The sequence below is a fragment of the Amycolatopsis umgeniensis genome (genome assembly GCF_014205155.1).
Classification (GTDB): Bacteria; Actinomycetota; Actinomycetes; order Mycobacteriales; family Pseudonocardiaceae; genus Amycolatopsis; species Amycolatopsis umgeniensis.
The window spans coordinates 5,773,501-5,790,803 of sequence record NZ_JACHMX010000001.1 but is presented as its reverse complement, the minus strand read 5'-3'; the positions used below and the strand labels follow the sequence as shown (position 1 = coordinate 5,790,803).

Annotated in this window: 16 protein-coding genes; 8 read left to right on the top strand and 8 right to left on the bottom strand. The window is 68.9% G+C overall.

The features are described 5' to 3' along the window. The first annotated feature begins 203 nt into the window (after positions 1-203). Complete coding sequence (locus HDA45_RS27500; RefSeq protein WP_184900062.1) at positions 204-650, top strand: anthrone oxygenase family protein; 447 nt, start codon at positions 204-206, stop codon at positions 648-650. Here the strand turns inward: HDA45_RS27500 and HDA45_RS27495 are convergent. Further along, a complete protein-coding gene (locus tag HDA45_RS27495) occupies positions 601-1,422 on the bottom strand; it encodes a ThuA domain-containing protein (protein ID WP_184900060.1) in 822 nt (273 codons plus the stop codon). The genes HDA45_RS27500 and HDA45_RS27495 overlap by 50 nt on opposite strands. Before the next feature lie 5 nt (positions 1,423-1,427). Further along, positions 1,428-3,257 carry a glycoside hydrolase family 3 protein gene (locus tag HDA45_RS27490; protein WP_184900058.1) on the bottom strand — a complete coding sequence of 610 codons (1,830 nt, stop codon included), beginning with the start codon at positions 3,255-3,257 and terminating at the stop codon, positions 1,428-1,430. A 131-nt stretch (positions 3,258-3,388) separates the two neighbouring features. On the opposite strand from HDA45_RS27490, the gene HDA45_RS27485 reads away from it, so the two are divergent. Further along, positions 3,389-4,273: a LysR family transcriptional regulator gene (locus HDA45_RS27485; RefSeq protein ID WP_184900056.1), complete on the top strand. Its 885-nt coding sequence runs from the start codon at positions 3,389-3,391 to the stop codon at positions 4,271-4,273. Positions 4,274-4,464: 191 nt separating this feature from the next. Here HDA45_RS27485 and HDA45_RS27480 read toward each other — a convergent pair whose 3' ends face one another. Then, complete coding sequence (locus HDA45_RS27480; RefSeq protein ID WP_184900054.1) at positions 4,465-5,259, bottom strand: thioredoxin domain-containing protein; 795 nt, start codon at positions 5,257-5,259, stop codon at positions 4,465-4,467. A 2-nt stretch (positions 5,260-5,261) separates the two neighbouring features. Then, a complete protein-coding gene (locus HDA45_RS27475; RefSeq protein WP_184906101.1) occupies positions 5,262-5,750 on the bottom strand; it encodes a MauE/DoxX family redox-associated membrane protein in 489 nt (162 codons plus the stop codon). Positions 5,751-5,841: 91 nt separating this feature from the next. On the opposite strand from HDA45_RS27475, the gene HDA45_RS27470 reads away from it, so the two are divergent. Then, entirely contained in the window at positions 5,842-6,669 is an 828-nt protein-coding gene (locus HDA45_RS27470) for a glutamate ABC transporter substrate-binding protein (protein ID WP_184900052.1), read from the top strand. Further along, positions 6,666-9,056: an ATP-dependent helicase HrpB gene (hrpB, locus tag HDA45_RS27465; protein WP_184900050.1), complete on the top strand. Its 2,391-nt coding sequence runs from the start codon at positions 6,666-6,668 to the stop codon at positions 9,054-9,056. The genes HDA45_RS27470 and hrpB overlap by 4 nt, the downstream gene beginning before the upstream one ends. 268 nt (positions 9,057-9,324) lie before the next feature. Here the strand turns inward: hrpB and HDA45_RS27460 are convergent, their stop codons facing one another. Then, positions 9,325-10,113 (bottom strand): ion transporter, encoded by a 789-nt coding sequence (locus HDA45_RS27460; protein ID WP_184900048.1) that lies wholly within the window; start codon positions 10,111-10,113, stop codon positions 9,325-9,327. A 135-nt stretch (positions 10,114-10,248) separates the two neighbouring features. On the opposite strand from HDA45_RS27460, the gene HDA45_RS27455 reads away from it, so the two are divergent. From HDA45_RS27455 to HDA45_RS27445, 3 genes are read left to right on the top strand one after another with little or no spacing between them, the layout of a single operon-like run. Further along, complete coding sequence (locus HDA45_RS27455; RefSeq protein ID WP_184900046.1) at positions 10,249-11,166, top strand: ATP-binding cassette domain-containing protein; 918 nt, start codon at positions 10,249-10,251, stop codon at positions 11,164-11,166. Further along, positions 11,163-12,197 carry an alpha/beta hydrolase family protein gene (locus HDA45_RS27450; protein WP_184900038.1) on the top strand — a complete coding sequence of 345 codons (1,035 nt, stop codon included), beginning with the start codon at positions 11,163-11,165 and terminating at the stop codon, positions 12,195-12,197. The genes HDA45_RS27455 and HDA45_RS27450 overlap by 4 nt, the downstream gene beginning before the upstream one ends. Then, entirely contained in the window at positions 12,194-12,940 is a 747-nt protein-coding gene (locus tag HDA45_RS27445) for an ABC transporter permease (RefSeq protein ID WP_184900036.1), read from the top strand. Before HDA45_RS27450 ends, HDA45_RS27445 begins: the two co-directional genes overlap by 4 nt. A 431-nt stretch (positions 12,941-13,371) precedes the next feature. Here the strand turns inward: HDA45_RS27445 and HDA45_RS27440 are convergent, their stop codons facing one another. Next, positions 13,372-13,917, bottom strand: coding sequence for a TetR/AcrR family transcriptional regulator (locus HDA45_RS27440; RefSeq protein WP_184900034.1), 546 nt, complete (start codon positions 13,915-13,917; stop codon positions 13,372-13,374). 43 nt (positions 13,918-13,960) lie between these two features. Here HDA45_RS27440 and HDA45_RS27435 point away from each other — a divergent pair, with 43 nt between their 5' ends. Further along, entirely contained in the window at positions 13,961-15,082 is a 1,122-nt protein-coding gene (locus HDA45_RS27435) for an FAD-dependent monooxygenase (protein WP_184900032.1), read from the top strand. Here HDA45_RS27435 and HDA45_RS27430 read toward each other — a convergent pair. Together HDA45_RS27430 and HDA45_RS27425 are read right to left on the bottom strand one after the other, a co-directional pair. Beyond that, positions 15,027-15,701: a response regulator transcription factor gene (locus HDA45_RS27430; protein WP_184900029.1), complete on the bottom strand. Its 675-nt coding sequence runs from the start codon at positions 15,699-15,701 to the stop codon at positions 15,027-15,029. The genes HDA45_RS27435 and HDA45_RS27430 overlap by 56 nt on opposite strands. Then, positions 15,676-17,256: a histidine kinase gene (locus HDA45_RS27425; protein ID WP_184906099.1), complete on the bottom strand. Its 1,581-nt coding sequence runs from the start codon at positions 17,254-17,256 to the stop codon at positions 15,676-15,678. Before HDA45_RS27425 ends, HDA45_RS27430 begins: the two co-directional genes overlap by 26 nt. Positions 17,257-17,303: the final 47 nt, after the last annotated feature.

Sequence of the window (17,303 nt, the reverse complement as noted above, 5' to 3'; positions counted from 1 at the left end):
CTGTCCGTGAAGGTCCCCTTCACTACCTTCAGGGTAGGCAAGGAGGCCTTGACTACCCCGCCCTACGTAGGTGGCCTTCACAGTGCACGAAGCCGCCGAGTAGCAAGGGACCTTTGGTATCGCCGAGGCCTCTGACCTGCGAAAAGAGAGCAAGGGACCTTTGGTGTCGCCGGGCGGCGGCCGCGCTGTGGCAGTCTGGGTTCATGCAGGTCAAGACCGGCCGCTGGGCCCGGATCGCCACCGTCGGCCAGGCTCACTGGTTCTTCGGGAACCTCTACGAAGCGGTCGTCGACGTCCCGAGGCTCGTCGGCGAGCGCTCACCCGGGCTGCTCGAGCGGGGCAGCCCCGCGCGCTACTTCATCCCGGCGGCGCCGGTGACGATCGCCTCGACGGCGGTCGCGCTCGCGAGCGGCTGGCGCGACGGCGGCGACCGCCGGGCGATCGTCACCGCCGCCGCGGGCACGGCCGCCGCCACCGGCATCACGGTCCACCTCGTCCGGTCGGTCAACCTCACGTTGCTGAAAGAGCAGCCGGACCGGATCCGCCGCGAAGAGCTCGCCAAGAAATGGCATCGCGCGAATCTGGCCCGGCTGGCCCTGCTCATCGTCGTGCGGTTTGCTTTCCGCCGAGCCACAGCAGACCGTCGATGACGAATCGGTTCTGCACCTCACTGGCGAAGGTCGACGACAGCAGCTGGTTCGTCTCGTAGTTCATCTTGTTGTGGCCGAAGTTGGCGTACAGCATCTTGTACTTGTTGTTGGTCCAGAGAATCGGGTAGTACCCGCTGTACCAAGACTGGTTCGGGTCGGTCCCCAGCGGGAAGCTCACCGGGTCCACCGACGCGAGGATCTTGATGTCCGGGTTCTTGCGCAGGTCGCTGTTCCAGGCGTACCACTCGCTCACCGACGAGGTGAACGTCGCGGGCAGCCGCGTGGTCGAGGGGTGCGGCCGATTCTCCACCTTCAGCGTCGCCGTCGTCGGACCCCAGGTGTTGGACTTGAACGCGCCCGTGCCGAGGAACTTGTTGTGATACCAGTCCCAAGTGGACGGATTGGTGTTGAAAGCCGCCACGTGGAAGCCGAAGAACGCGCCGCCCGCCTTCATGTAGCGCTCGAAGCCCGCACGCTGCGAGGAGGTCTGCGGCAGGTCGTCCAGGAACAGCACGACCTGGTACTGCGAAGGCTGCAGCGAGTTCAGCTGGTTCCAGTTGTTGGTCGCGGTGTAGCTGAAGTTGTTCTGTGAAGCGGTGTTCGGGAACCACTGGTTGGCTTCCTTGACGAAGCTGATGTGCGCCGCGTCGTAGGTGCCGTTGTAGAAGGCCAGCACCTTGAACGCGGGTGCCGCCTGTGCCGTCACCGGCGCCAACGCCAGTGCGAGACACGAAACGAACAGCAGAGCGAGCCGGACCGCGAGTTTCTTCATCTTGCTCACCACCCATGCCGATAGCGAAGGCCGAACCCGAACGGGAACAGCCCGGACTTTCCATCGCCGACGTTGATCGGCTGCTGGTCAGCACTGCGCATCCACGTCACCGGCAACTTGCCGGTGGGGTTGTAGTCGCCGAAGAGCACGTCCGCGACGCCTTGGCCTTCCGAACCGGGCAACCACGACGCGATCAACCCGTCCCATTCCGGCAGCTGCCGGGCGATGTCCAGCGGCCGCCCGGAAACGAGCACCACCACCGTCGGGACGCCGCTGTCCTGGAGCCGTTTCAGGGTCGCCAGATCTTCGGCGTCGAGTCCCATTCCCTCGGGCTTGTCACCGCGGCCTTCGGCGTACGGCGTCTCCCCGATCACCGCGACAGCGACGTCGTAGGACTTGTCGATCCCGTTCGCGTCCTTGTCGAAGGTGACCGTGGACGAGGGTTTCGCGGTGTGCCGGATCCCTTGCAGGATGGTCGTTCCCTCGGTGACCGGTCCGCTCTTGCCCTGCCACCCGACCGTCCAGCCGCCGCTCTGGTTGCCGATGTCGTCGGCGCTCTTGCCCGCGACGAAGATCCGGTTGCGCGACTTGTCCAGCGGCAGCACCCGGTTCTCGTTCTTCAGCAGCACCTGCGATTCCCGGACGGCCTGCCGCGCGAGGGCACGATGCTCGTCGCTGCCGACGGTCTCGAGGAACCGCCGGTCGGTCAGCGGCCGTTCGAACAGGCCGAGTTCGAACTTCTTGGTCAGGATGCGCTTGTTGGCGTCGTCGATCCGCGCCTGCGTGACCCGCCCGGCGAGGACTTCGGCCTTCAGCGTGTCCATGAACTTCTGGTACTCGAAGGGCACCATCACCATGTCGATGCCCGCGTTGATCGACGCGGTGACCTCGGCCGGGGTGAAGCCCGGCTGCCGGTCGATCTGGTCGATGCCGTTGTAGTCCGAGATCACGATGCCGGAGAACCCGAGTTCGCCCTTGAGCACGTCGTTGATCAGGTAAGAACCGGCGTGCATCTTGAGGCCGTTCCAGCTGCTGTAGGAGATCATCACCGAGCCGACGCCGCGGCGGACGGCCTCGCGGAACGGCGGCAGGTGCACCGCGCGCAGTTCAGCTTCACTGATGTCGGTCTCGCCCTGGTCATCGCCGCCGGTCGTACCGCCGTCGCCGATGTAGTGCTTCGCGGTCGCGAGCACCGATCCGGGCGCGGACAGCGAACGGCCCTGCATCCCGTCGATGGCCGTCGTCATCGCGGACGCGATTTCCGGTACCTCGCCGAAGGATTCGTAAGTTCGGCCCCACCGGTCGTTGCGCGCGACGCACAGGCACGGCGCGAAGTTCCAGTCGATCCCGGTGCCCGACACCTCTTCCGCGGTCGCGCGGCCGATCTTCTTGACCAGCGAGGGATCGCGTGTCGCGCCGAGGCCGATGTTGTGCGGGAAGACCGTGGCGCCGTAGAGCCCGTTGTGGCCGTGGACGGCGTCGACGCCGTAAATCAGCGGGATGCCGAGCCGGGTGGCGAGCGCTTCCTTCTGGAAGTCGTCGTACATGTCGGCCCACGTGACCGCGTTGTTCGGGGTCGGCTGGGAGCTGCCGCCGGAGAGCAGGGAGCCGAGCATGCCCTTGGTGACGTCGCCGGGCGCCTTGATCCCGAGCCGCTCGGCCTGCGTCATCTGGCCGATCTTCTCGTCGAGAGTCATACGCGACAGCAGATCGGCCACGCGCACCTTCACCGGCCGCCAGGCGTCCCGGTAAGCGGGGCCGTTTCCGGCCAATGCCGGGGTGTGCGACCCCAGCACCAGCGCGGCCGTCAGTATCCCCAGTGTGAATCTCCGCATCCGGGTCCTCCTCGACACCATGCGTAAGTTCAAGGCTTGAATTAACGCATGACAGAGGTTGCGTGGTCTAGACCTGCGGAAAAGACGGTTCCCGGTGACCGACACCGCCCCGAATCGATAACCTGGGGATTATGGAACTGCGGGATATCGAGATCTTCTTGGCGCTGGCGGACGAATTGCATTTCGGCCGCACCGCCGAGCGGTTGCACGTCTCGCAGGCACGGGTGAGCCAGACGATCAAACAGGTGGAACGCCGGATCGGCGCGCCCTTGTTCGCCCGCACCAGCAGGCGGGTCCAGCTCACACCGATCGGCAAACGGCTGCGGGACGACCTCGGCCCCGCGTACCGCGCGCTACGCGAAGGCGTCGAGCGCGCGGTCGCCGCCGGACGCGGGATCGGCGGCGTGCTGCGGCTGGGATTCGAGGCCCCCGGCGTCGCCGATCTGACCGAAGATCTGCTGGACCGCTTCCGGCGTCGCTACCCCGACACGGAACTGCTCATCCGCGAGGCCGATTTCGCCGACCCGGTCGCGATGCTGCGATCGGGTGAGATCGACGTTCTGGTCACCCTGCTTCCGGTAGACGAAGCCGATCTCGCGACCGGACCGGCCGTGTACACCGAACCGATGGTGCTCGCGGTGTCGTCGAAACACCCTTTCGCGCGACGGAAGTCAGTCACCCTGGACGACCTCGCTCGCGACACCGTCCTTCGCGCGGCGCATCCGCCGGAGCCGTACTGGATCGAGGAGCCACGCCAATGGCTGACGCCGGCCGGGCACCCCGTGACCCGAGGCAAACCCTTCGCGACCTTTCAGGAACTGCTCGCCGCGATCGCCACCGGCGCCGGAATCTGCCCGCTCGCCGCGCACGCGCGGGAGTACTTCAGCCATCCGCGAATCCGCTTCGTGCCCTTCGCCGGTTCGCCCGACGTCGAGTGGGGCCTCGTCTGGCCACGCTCCGCCGAGACAGCCCGCGTACAGGCCTTCGCGTCCGTCGCCGCCTCTTCGCGCCCCTGACTCCCTCGCGTTTAGTCCTCTGGATGCGGTACTTGCACACGCAACTACCGCATCCAGAGGACTAAACGCGGCGCCCACCTGCGGGAGGGAGCAAGGGACCTTTGCTATCGCCTCCCGGTCACGAACCGCGTGAAGGCCCCCTTCCCTCGGCTGAGCCGAGGGAAGGGGGCCTTCACGCGCAAAAGCGAAAACTAGCCGGCGACCTTCTCCACCCAGTCCGGCTCGAGCTTCACGACCTGCCCGTTCGACGCGACCGTCGGCGTGCCGAAACCAGGACCGTTGCCGAAGTCCTGCTGCAGCGACGGATCCGTCGAAATCTTCTTGTACGCGTCCTGGATCTGCTGCTCGTAGACCCCGGTGTGGATCGCCGTCGCGAAGGCCGGGTCGGTGATGCCGACATCCTGGCCGAGCTTGATCAACTGCGCCTTGTCGAATCCGCGCGCGCCTTCTTGCGGCTGGTCCTTGAACAACGCGTCGTGGAAGGCGACGAACTTGCCCGCGTCGGCCGCGGCGAGCGAGGCGTTGGCGGAGTCCAGCGAGTAGCCCGGCGGGTCGGAACGCTGGTTGAGCATCGGCAGCATGTGATACCGGACCTGCAGGGTCCCGTTGTTCACCCGCTCCTCGATCTGTCCCTTGAACGACTCCTCGAACTGCTTGCAGATCGGGCACAGGAAGTCGGCGTAGACGTCGATGGTCTTCTTCGCTTCGGGCTTGCCGACAGTGACGACGGCCCCGTCGCGTTTCTGCACGACCCCCTCCGCCAAGGTGCCGGTCTGCGCCGCGATCACCTTGCCCTCGGTGCTGTCCTTGCTGGACGTCGTCCAGATCACGCCACCGATCACCAGCGCGGCGAGCACGACCACCGCGACCGTGATCGCGACGACCTTCTTCTTGTCGCCGCCCGCGACGCCCCTTGCCTGCGCCACCGAGCGCGAGGCCGTCTGCTGCTGCTTGCGTTTCCGAGCGTTGCGCTCAGCTCCACCCACGATTATTCGTTCCCTTCAGCGATACCCACATAGTCGTCGTCGGCGGGGACCCGAGAGTTCCCGAGCCAGCCGTCCACGGACAGCCAGGTCCGCGGCCGCACGATCAGCCAGACACCCAATAGGGCGAACCCGAGGTCCCTGGCGATCTCCTGCGGATACTGCGTCTGATCCGCGGCGATCTGACCGCCACCGCCGAAGCAGCCGCAATCGATGCTCAGCCCGCGCGCCCACGATTGGGCGATCGCGGCGATGAGCACCGCGAGCAGCAGCACCGACAGCACCGACACCCAGCGGGTCACGAACCCGGCGAGCAGGAACAGCCCGAGCGCCAGTTCGGCGAGCGGCATCCCGATCGCGACCGGGCGCACGAGCCCGTCCGGCAGGACGTCGAACGCCTGCACGGCGACATAGGTCTGCCCCGGATCACTGATCTTCAGCGCTCCGGAAATCAACCAAACGGCGGCCAGTCCGAGCCGGGCGAGTGTGCCCACGGCGTCGAGCACGACTTGGGGCGGTCTACGCACGGGCCTAGGCTAGCCGTCGACCCTGAGAACAACGTGAGGCGGCGGACGGAGGCACCCGATGAGGGGACGCGCCCTGCTGGCGGTCTGTTTGATGCTGGTCACAGCGGCGGCCTGCGGCAAGGAGGCGGGTCCGGCGGATTCCCTCGTCGCACGCGCCGTCGCGTCCAACAAACTCACCATCGGCATCCGCTTCGACCAGCCGGGAATCTCCAAACGGACGGTCGACGGCCGCTATGTCGGCTTCGACGTCGACGTCGCGACGTACATCGCGAGCGAATTGGGCGTCGACGAGGATCACATCACCTGGCACGACAGCAGACCGTCGTCCCGCGAGACGGACATAACATCCGGAGTCACGGATCTGATGGTGGCGACCTACTCGATCACCGAAAAACGCAAACAGGTGGTCGCGTTCGCGGGCCCCTACTTCGACACGGGCCAGGACCTGCTGGTCCGCCTCCGGTCGACCGACATCACCGGCCCCGAAAACCTCAACGGCCGCAAACTGTGCGCCGTGGGCGGCACCACCTCGGCCGAGCAGGTGCGCGACAAATTCGCCCAGGCCGTCCAGCTCGTCGAGTACCCGCGCTACCAGGACTGCGTCACGGCGCTGCTCGCCGGACAGGTGGACGCGGTGACCACCGACGACGTCATCCTGGCGGGTTACGTGGCACAGAATCCGGAGCTGCTGAGAGTCGTCGGCAAGCCGTTCTCGAAGGAGAAATACGGCGTCGGCCTGCGCAAGGGTGACGACGAGGGCCGCGCGGCGGTGGCCAGGGCCATCCAGAAGATGATCTCGTCGGGAGACTGGCTCGACTCGCTGAACCGCAACATCGGCCCGTCCGGCTACCGGATCCCGCCCCCGCCGCAGGTCACCGAACAGTGATCCTTCCCGATCTCCCGGTCCGCGCCGTCCTGCCCGAACTCGAGGCCGCGCTGAACGCCCACGGCACCGCGGTGCTCGTCGCGCCTCCTGGAACCGGTAAGACCACTTTGGTGCCGCTCGCGCTGGCCGGCGGCGAAGGCCGGGTGATCGTCGCCGAGCCGAGGCGGCTGGCCGCCCGGGCCGCGGCGGCGCGGATGGCGTCCCTGCTGGGCGAACGGGTCGGTGAGACGGTCGGCTACTCGGTGCGCGGAGATCGGAAGGTGTCGTCTTCGACGCGTGTCGAGGTGGTCACTTCGGGGCTGTTGGTCCGGCGGGTGCAGGGTGATCCCGAACTGGCCGGGGTTTCGACCGTCCTGCTGGACGAATGCCATGAGCGTCATCTCGACGCGGACCTGCTGCTCGCGCTGCTGCTGGACGTCCGCGCCGGGCTGCGGGACGACCTGCGCCTCCTCGCGACGTCCGCCACCGTGGCCGCCGGCAGGCTGGCGGCCCTGCTCGGGGACGCGCCGGTGATCACCGCGCGGGCGCGCGCCTATCCGGTCGACGTCTCGTACTCCCCACCCGCGCGCGGCGAGCGGATCGAGGCGACCGTCGTCCGCGCGATCCACAAAGCACTGTCCGAAGGGGACGGTGACATCCTCGCTTTCCTGCCCGGCGCCGGCGAGATCGCCAGGGTGAGCGGCCTGCTCAACGGCCTGGACGCCGACGTGCTGCCCCTGCACGGACGGCTTTCGGCGGCGAGCCAGGACGACGCGCTGCGCCCGCGCGCCCGCCGCCGGGTGGTGCTCTCGACGTCTGTCGCCGAGTCCAGCCTGACCGTGCCGGGCGTGCGCGCGGTGGTGGACTGCGGGCTTTCCCGGGTGCCCCGCGTCGATCACCGGCGCGGTCTGCCGGGGCTGGCGACGGTCCGGGTTTCGGCCGCGGTCGCGGAACAGCGCGCCGGCCGCGCCGGGCGCGAGGCGCCGGGGCGCGCGTACCGGTGCTGGGCGGCGCATGAGCAGGGTTCTTTGCCCGCGTACCCCGAACCCGAGATCAGGACGGCGGAGCTTGCGCGCTTCGCGCTCGAACTCGCGTGCTGGTCCACTCCGGACGGTTCCGGCCTCGCCTGGTGGGATCCTCCTGGCGAGGGCGCGCTGGCCGCCGGTCGCGCGTTGCTGACCACACTCGGGGCGACAGCGGAGGACGGGACGGTGACCGAACGCGGCCGGAAGATGGCCGGGCTCGGCCTCCATCCGCGGCTGGCCCGGGCGTTGCTGGACGGCGCGGCGCGGACCAACGCGCGTTCGGCGGCCGAGGTCGTCGCCCTGCTGGACAGCGGCGGCACGCTGACCGACCTCGAAGCCGAACTGCGGCGCGTGCGGGGCGACGAGCGCTGGAAGTCCGACGTGCGGCGCCTCGTGAAGCTGGTACCCGACGGCGGCGGCGCCCCCGATCCGGCGCTGGTCGTGGCGCTGGCGCATCCCGAACGGCTGGCGCGGCGGCGCTCCGCGGGGACGCCGGTGTATCTCATGGCCAGTGGCACGGCGGCGGAACTGCCGCGCGGCAGCGGGTTGGCGGACGTCGAGTGGCTGGCGGTGGCCGAAGCGACCCGCGATCCCGGCCGCGCGCAGGGCATCATCCGGCTGGCAGCGCCCGCCGACGAGGCCCTCGCCGTGCGCGCGGCGCCGAACCTCGTTTCGACGGTGGACGAAGTACGTTGGTCCGCCGGGGAGGTCGTGGCGCGTTCGGTGCGGCGGCTCGGGGCGATCGTGCTGTCGGAGAAGCCGTTGCGCTCACCCGCGCCGGACGCGATCCGCGCCGCGCTGCTGGACGGCTTGCGCACCGAAGGGCTGGACCTGCTGCGGTGGTCGGAGGACGGGCGAAGGCTGCGCGAGCGGCTGTCTTTCCTGCATAGGGTGCTGGGTTCGCCTTGGCCCGCTGTCGACTCCGTCGCCTTGCTGTCCACTTTGGACAGCTGGCTCGACCTGGGATCGGCCCGCCGCCGGTCGGATCTGGCATCGCTGGACGCGGGTTCCGCGCTGCGCGGGCTCTTGCCCTGGCCGGAAGCTTCACGGTTGGACGAACTGGCGCCGGACAGGCTGGAGGTACCGTCGGGTTCGCGGATCCGGGTCGACTACTCGGGTGAGCAGCCGGTGCTGGCCGTGAAACTGCAGGAGACGTTCGGCTGGCTCGCGACGCCGGAGCTGGCGGGCGTCCCCGTCGTCCTGCATCTGCTCTCGCCCGCCGGGCGGCCCGCCGCGGTCACCGCCGATCTGGAGTCGTTCTGGCGCAACGGTTACGCGGCCGTGCGCGCCGATCTCCGCGGTCGATACCCGAAGCATCCCTGGCCGGAAGACCCGCTGAGTGCCGCCCCCACCCGGCGGACCACGCGGCGCGGCGGGACGTGAACGGACCGTTCATTCCTTGGGTTTCCCGGATTTCGTGGCTCATCTGGTGGTCGAGCCCCCAGCCGCGCCACAACATGCAGCCCAGGCGAGAGCAAAGGTCCCCCGCTCTTTTCGCGATCCGGACGAACTGTGCTACTCACCCCGGCACCGACCCGCCGTAGCCGGTCCGGACACAGCGACCTGAAGGGCCCCTTCCCCGCATGTAACGCGACGAAAGCTCCCTTCACCGCGTCGCATGCGGCGAAAGTCCCCTTCAGCCCCCACCCGCTCAGTCCATCATCTGGTGCTGAGGCCTGGTCGGCAGCCGCGCGGCCAGTTCCTCGTCGTCTTCCCTCTCGTTCAACCCCAGCTGCACCGCTGTCCGGATCTGCTCCCGGTTCTCGCGCACCACATGCGCGAAGAACTCGTCGATCCGCGGATCGGTCAGCACCTCGAGGATCACGCGCATCGCGGTGTCGATCACCGAGCGCACCACCTCGTCGTGGAACGGCAGTTTCGAAAGCCGTCCCGCCTGCGGGTCGCTCTTCAGTTTCTCGGCGATGATCCCCCGCAACAACGTCTGGTTCTCGCCGAGTGAACGCGCGAGGTTCTGCGGGTAGTTCCCGGTTTCCACCACCTTGACGACCTCGTCGAGCACCGCGATCGTGATCGGTTTCTTGATCGCCAGCACGATCGGCCGCGAAAGCCGTTCGACCAGCCGCTGCGTGAACCGCTCCCCGAAAGCGCGGTCGGCCGTGCGCGCGAGCCGGACGAGCACGACCAGGATCCGCAGCAGCCGGAATCCGCGCAGCGCCGGATGCGCGATGGGGATCATGCCGAGGATTTCGTACCAGTTGCGCAGCGGGAACCACTTTTCCCAGCCGTTGCGCCGCCAGCGCCACAGGAATTCCAGCGCGAAGATCCCGCACACCGCCGTGTCGATGATGAAGACGGTGTGCGCCGTCTCGTCCGAATGCGGGAAGAACGTCACGTAGACGAGCAGCCCGACGGAGAACACGGCGAGGACGAGCATCACCAGGTCGAGCGGATTCACGCGCCGTTGTTCGCGGGTGGTCATGGCGCCGATTGTGCCTTTCCGCCGGGACTCGTGCCGAGCGGCACCTGCCGAAAGTAAGGGGTGGCCGATGACTTCGGGGCAATGCCCCCACGTGTCCCCGCGTCGGAAACTTCAGGGACACGAAGGAGGGCGCGGATGATCACGCTTCGAGGACTCACGAAGCGCTATGGCGAGAAGACGGTGGTCGACGGGCTGACCTTCGCCGTCGAGCCGGGCAAGGTGACCGGTTTCCTCGGTCCCAACGGCGCGGGCAAGTCGACGACCATGCGGATGACGCTGGGCCTCGACACGCCGAGCGACGGCGATGTCCACATCGACGGAAAGAAGTACGCGGACCTGCGGTATCCGCTGCGCGAGGTCGGCGCGCTGCTGGAAGCCAAGGCACTGCATCCCGGCCGGAGCGCGGGCAAACATCTCCTGGCGATGGCGCGCAGCAACGGGATCGCGGCGAGCCGGGTGGACGAGGTGCTCGCGACGGTCGGTCTCACCGACGTCGCGGGCAAACGAGCCGGGACGTTCTCCCTCGGCATGGGGCAGCGGCTCGGCATCGCCGGCGCGCTGCTGGGAGATCCGGGCGTGCTGATGTTCGACGAGCCGGTCAACGGCCTCGACCCCGACGGCGTCCGCTGGGTGCGGCATCTGATGCGCTCGCTCGCCGAAGAAGGCCGCACGGTGTTCGTGTCGAGCCACCTGATGAGCGAGATGCAGCTGACCGCGGACAGGCTGGTCGTCATCGGCAAGGGAAGGCTGCTCGCCGACGCCCCCGTCGACGAGTTCATCGCGGGCAACTCGCGGACGTCGGTCGCGGTGCGGGTGCCCGTTCCCGTCGAACTCCGGGCGCTCGAACAGCGTCTGCGCGCACTCGGCGCGACCACGGAAACCGATCGGGACGAACTGATCGTGCACGACCTGCCGGTGCACCGCGTCGGGGACGCGGTGCACGAACTCGGGATCCGCGTGCACGGGCTGGCCGAACGCACCGCGTCGCTGGAACAGGCCTACATGGAATTGACCGCTTCGTCGGTCGAATACGGAACGGGAGTCGCGGCATGAAGTCACTCATGGTCCTGGTGGCGGTGATCGCCGGCCTGCTGGGGGTGCCGACGATCGCGAAGGCAGCGACGGTTCCGGCGCTGCCCGCGACGGGCGGCCCGTTCCCGATCGGGCTGCGCACACTGCACCTCACCGACCAGGCGCGAGCCGACCCTTGGGTGCCGGAGAAGCGGCGTGAGCTGATGGTCAACGTCTGGTACCCGGCGGTCCCGGTCGGCCGCGCGCCGCTGTACATGACGCGGGCGGAATCGGCGGCGGCGATCGCCGGGCGGAAGCTCGACCTGCCGCCGGACACGCTGAGCAAGGTGCGCGTCCACTCACGGGAGAACGCCCCCTCGCTGCCGGGAAGGCGTCCTCTCGTACTGCTGTCGCCGGGTGCGGGCAACAACCGGATGACGCTGACCTCGATCGCCGAACGTCTTGCCGCACAAGGATTCGTGGTCGCCGGGATCGACCACGCCTACGAAGCCTGGGCGACGGAGTTCCCCGACGGCCTGCGCCAGTGTGTCGCATGTGGACGTCCGAACGACCCCTGGCCCGCCGCGATCGCGAACCGCGCGATCGACACGTCGTTCGTCCTCGACACCCTGCTGAAGGACTCGCGCTGGTCGATCGACGCCACGAAGATCGGGATGGGCGGACACTCCGCGGGAGGTTCGGCGACCGCCGCCGCGATGGCCGCCGACAGGCGGATCAAGGCGGGTGTGAACATCGACGGCCCGTTCTTCGGCACCGTTTCCCTCGACCGGCCGCTGCTCCTGCTGGCCAGCCCGATCGGCCAGAAGTACTACAGCCCGACCTGGGACGAAACCTGGCCGCGGCTCACCGGACCGAAGGAGCGGTACCTGCTGGAGAACAGCGGCCACTCCTCGGTGACCGACTCCGCGATCCTGGTGGACCAGCTGGGCCTGCGGCCGCATATGCCCGCCGCCGAGATCGAGAACCAGTACGGCTCGATCGACTCGCGGTGGGCGCTGGACTTCTACCGCGACCGGCTGACCGCCTCCTTCAAGCAGTGGAGCGCACGATGAACGCGATCTCTTCGGAATGGACCAAGTTCTGGTCGGTCCGGTCGACCTGGTGGTGCCTGATCGGCGGACTGGTCCTGATGCTCGCCTACTCCGGCGCGCTGGGCCTGGCCGCGAACGCGGGCGTCGAACGCGAGATGGCCCCGCACGCCGTGGTGACCGGCGCGGCGTTCTACCTCACGCAATTCGCCGTGGTCGCGCTGGCGACGCTGTTCATCACGAGCGAGTACGCCAGCGGCAGCATCCGCTCGACCCTGCAGTGGGTCCCGGTGCGGAACCGGGTCCTCGCGGCGAAATCGGCGGTCCTGCTGCCGGTGCTGTTCGGCTACGGCGTCCTGAACACGCTCGCCGGGGTTGTGCTCTCGGCGCCCCTGATCCCGACGCGGGATTCTTCGGTGGGCGACGTCCTCGCGACCGCGGCGGGCATGGGCGGCTACTTCGCGCTGCTGGGCCTGCTCTGCCTCGGGCTGGGGTCGGCGCTGCGGAGCACGGCGGGGACGATCGTGACGGTGTTCGTGCTGCTGGTGATGATCCCGATGTTCGCCGGTTCGCTGGGCGGGGAAGACCTCGTGAACTACTTCCCCGGCTTCGCGGGTGTCAACGCGATGGTCACCTCAGGTGAGCCGAACCCCATCTTCGGCGGCGTCGCGCCCTACGCGCCCTGGGTCGGCATCGCGCTCTGTACGGCGTGGGCCGCGGCCGGTCTCGCCACCGGTTCCGCCGTGCTCCGCCGCCGCGACGCCTGAGCGCGGAAGCAAGGGACCTTTGCTATCGCTTGCTCGCGCGGCATGTCCGTGAAGGCCTCCTTCCTTACCTTGAGGGTAAGGAAGGAGGCCTTCACGGACTTTCGCCTCCCAGGACCCGGCCACGCACTACCGGTCCGCTCACGCCCGAGATGACCGACCGTGGCGGCTGTGTGGAATAGGGACACTCAACGTCCCTATTTCCACACAGCCCCGGCCCAAGCCGTCCCGAAGGCGCCCGCCTCGGCCGGCATGTCGCGAAAGCCACTTTCGGGACACCCGATGTCCCGAAAGTGGCTTTCGCGACACCCGGCCCCCGGACCGACGCGCCACCGCCGCCAAGCCCTGCCCGAGCAGGCGACACCAAAGGTCCCTTGCTCCCTTCCGCACCAAAAGCGCAGGTCAGCGCCCCCGGCGATAGCAAAGGTCCCCCGCTATCCCGCTACGCCGAGCCCCGCCAAGACCTCCCGTGCCCCTCGCGTCAGCTCCGCCAGATCCGGCGGCCGCAGCGACCCTGTCCCGGCCAGCGCGTCGAAGATCGTCCCGTCCAGCCACGCGACGAGCACCCGCGCGTGCCGCTCCGGCTCGGCCGATCCGCGATCGGCCAGCACCTCGGCGCACCGCCGCCGGATGACCAGCCCCCCGCGGTCATACGCCTCGCGCAACTCCGGCCGCCGCGTCGCCTCCAGCGCGAACTCGTACCGCGCGAGCATCCGCGTCCGCCCCTGCGTGATCGCCGCGTGGACGAACCCCGCCACATACTCGGCCAGCTGCCCGGGTGCCGGATCCAGGGTGACGTCGTCGAGTTCGACCATCCGCGAGATCGCCAGCTCCAGCAGCGCCGCCCGCGTCCGCGCGTAGTAAGAGGTCGAACCCGCGGGCAACCCCGCAAACCGGTCGACCGCGCGATGGGTCAGCCCGCGCATCCCTTCGGCCGCGATCACCTCGATGGCCGCGTCCCCGATCGTCGCCTTTCGCACTCTACAAGTGTAGTAGTACTCTACAAGTGTAGAGGAGGTCACCATGCGCAAAGCGATCGTGGTCGGCGGAGGAATCGGCGGACTGAGTGCCGCCGTCGGACTGCACGGCATCGGCTGGGAGGTCACCGTCCTGGAACGCGCGCCGGAACTCACCGCCGCCGGCGCGGGGATCTCCCTGTGGCCGAACGCCCTGCGCTCACTCGAAACACTGGGCATCCACCTCGACAGGCTGCGGGAACAAGCGTCCGGCGGCCTCCACGACCGCGCGGGCCGCCGCATCACCCGTTGGGATGCCGAGGCGTTCCGCCGTCACCACGGCCGTCCGCTCGCCGCCATCCACCGCGCCGACCTCATCGGCGCGCTCCGGGACGCCCTTCCCACCGGCTGCGTCCGCACCGGCACCGAAGTCACCGGCCTCGACGGTCTCGACGCGGACGTCATCATCGCCGCCGACGGAATCCACAGTGGACTCCGGAAGCAGCTGTGGCCGCAACACCCCGATCCGGTGTACAGCGGCAGCACGGCCTTTCGCGCGGTGACCACCCTCCCCCGCGCGGTCGACCTCAGCACGAGCTGGGACGACGGCGCCGAGATCGGCGTCATCCCCTTGCACGGCGGCCAGGTCTACTGGTGGGCGGGCTACGTCGCCGAGGCGGGAATCCGGCACGAAGACCCGAAGTCGTATCTGAGAAACCGCTTCGGCGGCTGGCACGAACCCATCCCCGAGCTCATCGACGCGACAGTGCCGGAGACGCTGCTCCACCACGATCTCCACCTGCTCGGCACTCCCCTGCCGTCCTACGTGCGGGGACGCGTCGCGCTCCTCGGCGACGCGGCGCACGCGATGCCGCCGTTCCTCGGCCAAGGCGGCTGCCAGGCGATCGAGGACGCCGTCGTCCTCGCCGCCGCGCTCAGTGAAACCGAGGACGTCGACGCGGCGCTGAAGAGCTACGACGAGCAGCGCCGACCGCGCAGCCAAGCGGTCGTCAAAGCCTCGGTCCAAGCGGGCAGAATCGGCCCGCAGCTGCGCAATCCGCTCGGCGTCGCCGTCCGCAACGGCGTCGCCCGTCTGCTCCCCGGCGCGCTCACCGCTCGTATCGGCGCCGGCGTCAGCGGCTGGACTCCTCCCGTTCCCCGCCGACCAGCCCCGCCTCGTACGCGGTGATCGCCGCCTGCACCCGGTTCCGCGCGCCGAGCCGGTTGAGGATGGTGCTCACGTAGGCCTTCACCGTGCCCTCGACCACGAACAGTTTCCCGGCGATGTCCGCATTGGACAGTCCGGAACCCAACAGTGCCAGTACTTCCTGTTCGCGCGGGGTCAGCTTGGCGATCATTGCCTTCGCCTCCTCGGCGCGGGAAACCTGATTGCCGGAGAAGCGGGCGATGACCCGCTGCGCGACCTTCGGCGAAAGGAACGCCGCCCCGCCGGCGACAGCGCGGATGCCGGACAGCAGTTCGCGCGGATCCCCGGATTTCAGCAGGAAACCGCTCGCGCCGAGGCCCAGCGCGCGCTCGATGTAGGTGTCCTCACCGAACGTGGTCAGCATGATCACGCCGATCTCGGGCAACAGCCGCCGGATCTCCTCGGCCGCTTTGAGCCCGTCCATGACCGGCATCCGGATGTCGAGAAGCACGACATCCGGCCTGGTCGCGCGGGCCTGCTCGACGGCGCCACGGCCGTCCTCGGCCTCCGCGACCACTTCGATCCCGGCGTCCGCGGCCAGGATCGCCGACACCCCGGCGCGGATCATCGCCTCGTCATCGGCCAGCACCACCCGGATCATCCGGGTTCCCCCTTTGCTCGTCTTCACTGATCATGTCCTTCGCCACGAGTTTCCCGTCGGCGAAGCACAGCCTGTAGGCCTCGTAGTTCAAATTGAACAGGGTGCGTTCGGTGCCGTAGTACTCGCATTTCGCTCCCTCGGGCACCGGCGGCTCCACGGTGCGCGGCCGCGCGATCCGCTGGCCGCCGGGCAGGACGTACGCGAACTCCGCCTTCGTCTGTCCCACTCGCAGCCGGTCGTAGTCGCCCGCGGGCAGCACGGAGCCGTACCACTGGACGAGGAACACCACCCCGCTGATCCCGACCACCACACCGAAGAGCCCGATCGGGACGATGATCGCCTGGATCAGGCTCCGCCGGACGTCACGGCGGGCGCGCTCCAGCTCCCTCGCCGACGTCGACTGCCCCACCTCGGCGTCCATCGCCGCCTGACTCTCCGGTGATTCCTCCGACGGTGCCGCGTCGTGCGGCAAGCTCGCACCGACCTCGAAACCGCCGCCGCTCGGCCCCGCGCGCAAGGTCCCGCCGACCAGCCGGACCCGCTCGCGCAGGCCGATCAACCCGCGCCGCCCGGAAGCCCGGCCGGGCAACGGTCCCGCGGGCGGCGCGGCGTTGGCGACCACCACGTCCGTCCGCCCCTCCGAACGGACGACCCGCACGGTGACGGCGGCGCCGGGCGCGTGCTTCACGACGTTCGTCAACGACTCCTGGACCACGCGATACGCCGCGCGGTCGACCATCTGCGGTTCGTCGTCGGCGGGCCCGTCCACGGTCGACTCGATCAATACGCCGGACGCCCTGGCGCGGTCGAGCAGGTCGTCGATGCTCTCGTGCACCGGTTCGGTCGGCGCGTCGTCCTCGCGCAGCACACCGATGATCTCGCGAAGCCGTTCGGTCGCCGTCGCGGCGCTCTGCCGCAGGTCGCCCGCGGCCTGCCGCTGCTGCTCGTCGAGTCCGCCCGCGACCTCCAGCACCGCCGCGCGCACCGCGATGAGACTCAGCTCGTGGCCCAGTGAATCGTGCATGTCGCTGGCGATCCGGGTGCGTTCACGCAGCCGCGCGCGATCGGCGATGAGCCGCTGACGGCTCTCCATCTCCTCGGCACGGCGCCAGCCGTCGCGCGCCATGTCCTCACGCTGACGGATGTACCTGCCCAGCAGCCACGGCGTCACCGACGCGAAGACCAGGACACCGAGCAACGCACCCCATGCCGAGAAGCCGTCCTCGGCCCACAGCAGCGCCACGGGGACCGCGATCACCGAAACGACGGCGAAGATCCGCAGCATCGGCTTCGCGATCGGCTGCCGATACCCGGCGAGATAGCTCACCGCGACCAGGAGGAAGCCTTCCCAGATCGGCACCCTGCCGCCGAAGCTGCCCATCACGACGAAGCTCGCGATCATCGCGATGGTGAGCGACACCAGCGGGTAGCGGCGCGAGAGCGCGATCGCGGCCGTGGTCGCGACGAGCCCGGCGAGCAGTTCCCAGTGCTTCGTGCTGGACCCCGCGTCGACGACCACCCAGCCGCAGAGGCCGAGCCACAGCGCGACGTCCATGACCAGCCGCCGTCCGCGCCGTACGGGTTCCTCAGGGTCCTTCACGT

What these genes read in the sequence shown, in the direction of transcription:
- HDA45_RS27430 (WP_184900029.1), bottom strand. Translation starts at nt 15,701, where the DNA reads ATGATCCGGGTGGTGCTGGCCGATGACGAGGCGATGATCCGCGCCGGG.
- HDA45_RS27500 (WP_184900062.1), top strand. Translation starts at nt 204, where the DNA reads ATGCAGGTCAAGACCGGCCGCTGGGCCCGGATCGCCACCGTCGGCCAG.
- HDA45_RS27450 (WP_184900038.1), top strand. Translation starts at nt 11,163, where the DNA reads ATGAAGTCACTCATGGTCCTGGTGGCGGTGATCGCCGGCCTGCTGGGG.
- HDA45_RS27495 (WP_184900060.1), bottom strand. Translation starts at nt 1,422, where the DNA reads ATGAAGAAACTCGCGGTCCGGCTCGCTCTGCTGTTCGTTTCGTGTCTC.
- HDA45_RS27470 (WP_184900052.1), top strand. Translation starts at nt 5,842, where the DNA reads ATGAGGGGACGCGCCCTGCTGGCGGTCTGTTTGATGCTGGTCACAGCG.
- HDA45_RS27445 (WP_184900036.1), top strand. Translation starts at nt 12,194, where the DNA reads ATGAACGCGATCTCTTCGGAATGGACCAAGTTCTGGTCGGTCCGGTCG.
- HDA45_RS27460 (WP_184900048.1), bottom strand. Translation starts at nt 10,113, where the DNA reads ATGACCACCCGCGAACAACGGCGCGTGAATCCGCTCGACCTGGTGATG.
- HDA45_RS27455 (WP_184900046.1), top strand. Translation starts at nt 10,249, where the DNA reads ATGATCACGCTTCGAGGACTCACGAAGCGCTATGGCGAGAAGACGGTG.
- HDA45_RS27425 (WP_184906099.1), bottom strand. Translation starts at nt 17,256, where the DNA reads ATGGACGTCGCGCTGTGGCTCGGCCTCTGCGGCTGGGTGGTCGTCGAC.
- HDA45_RS27435 (WP_184900032.1), top strand. Translation starts at nt 13,961, where the DNA reads ATGCGCAAAGCGATCGTGGTCGGCGGAGGAATCGGCGGACTGAGTGCC.
- HDA45_RS27485 (WP_184900056.1), top strand. Translation starts at nt 3,389, where the DNA reads ATGGAACTGCGGGATATCGAGATCTTCTTGGCGCTGGCGGACGAATTG.
- HDA45_RS27490 (WP_184900058.1), bottom strand. Translation starts at nt 3,257, where the DNA reads ATGCGGAGATTCACACTGGGGATACTGACGGCCGCGCTGGTGCTGGGG.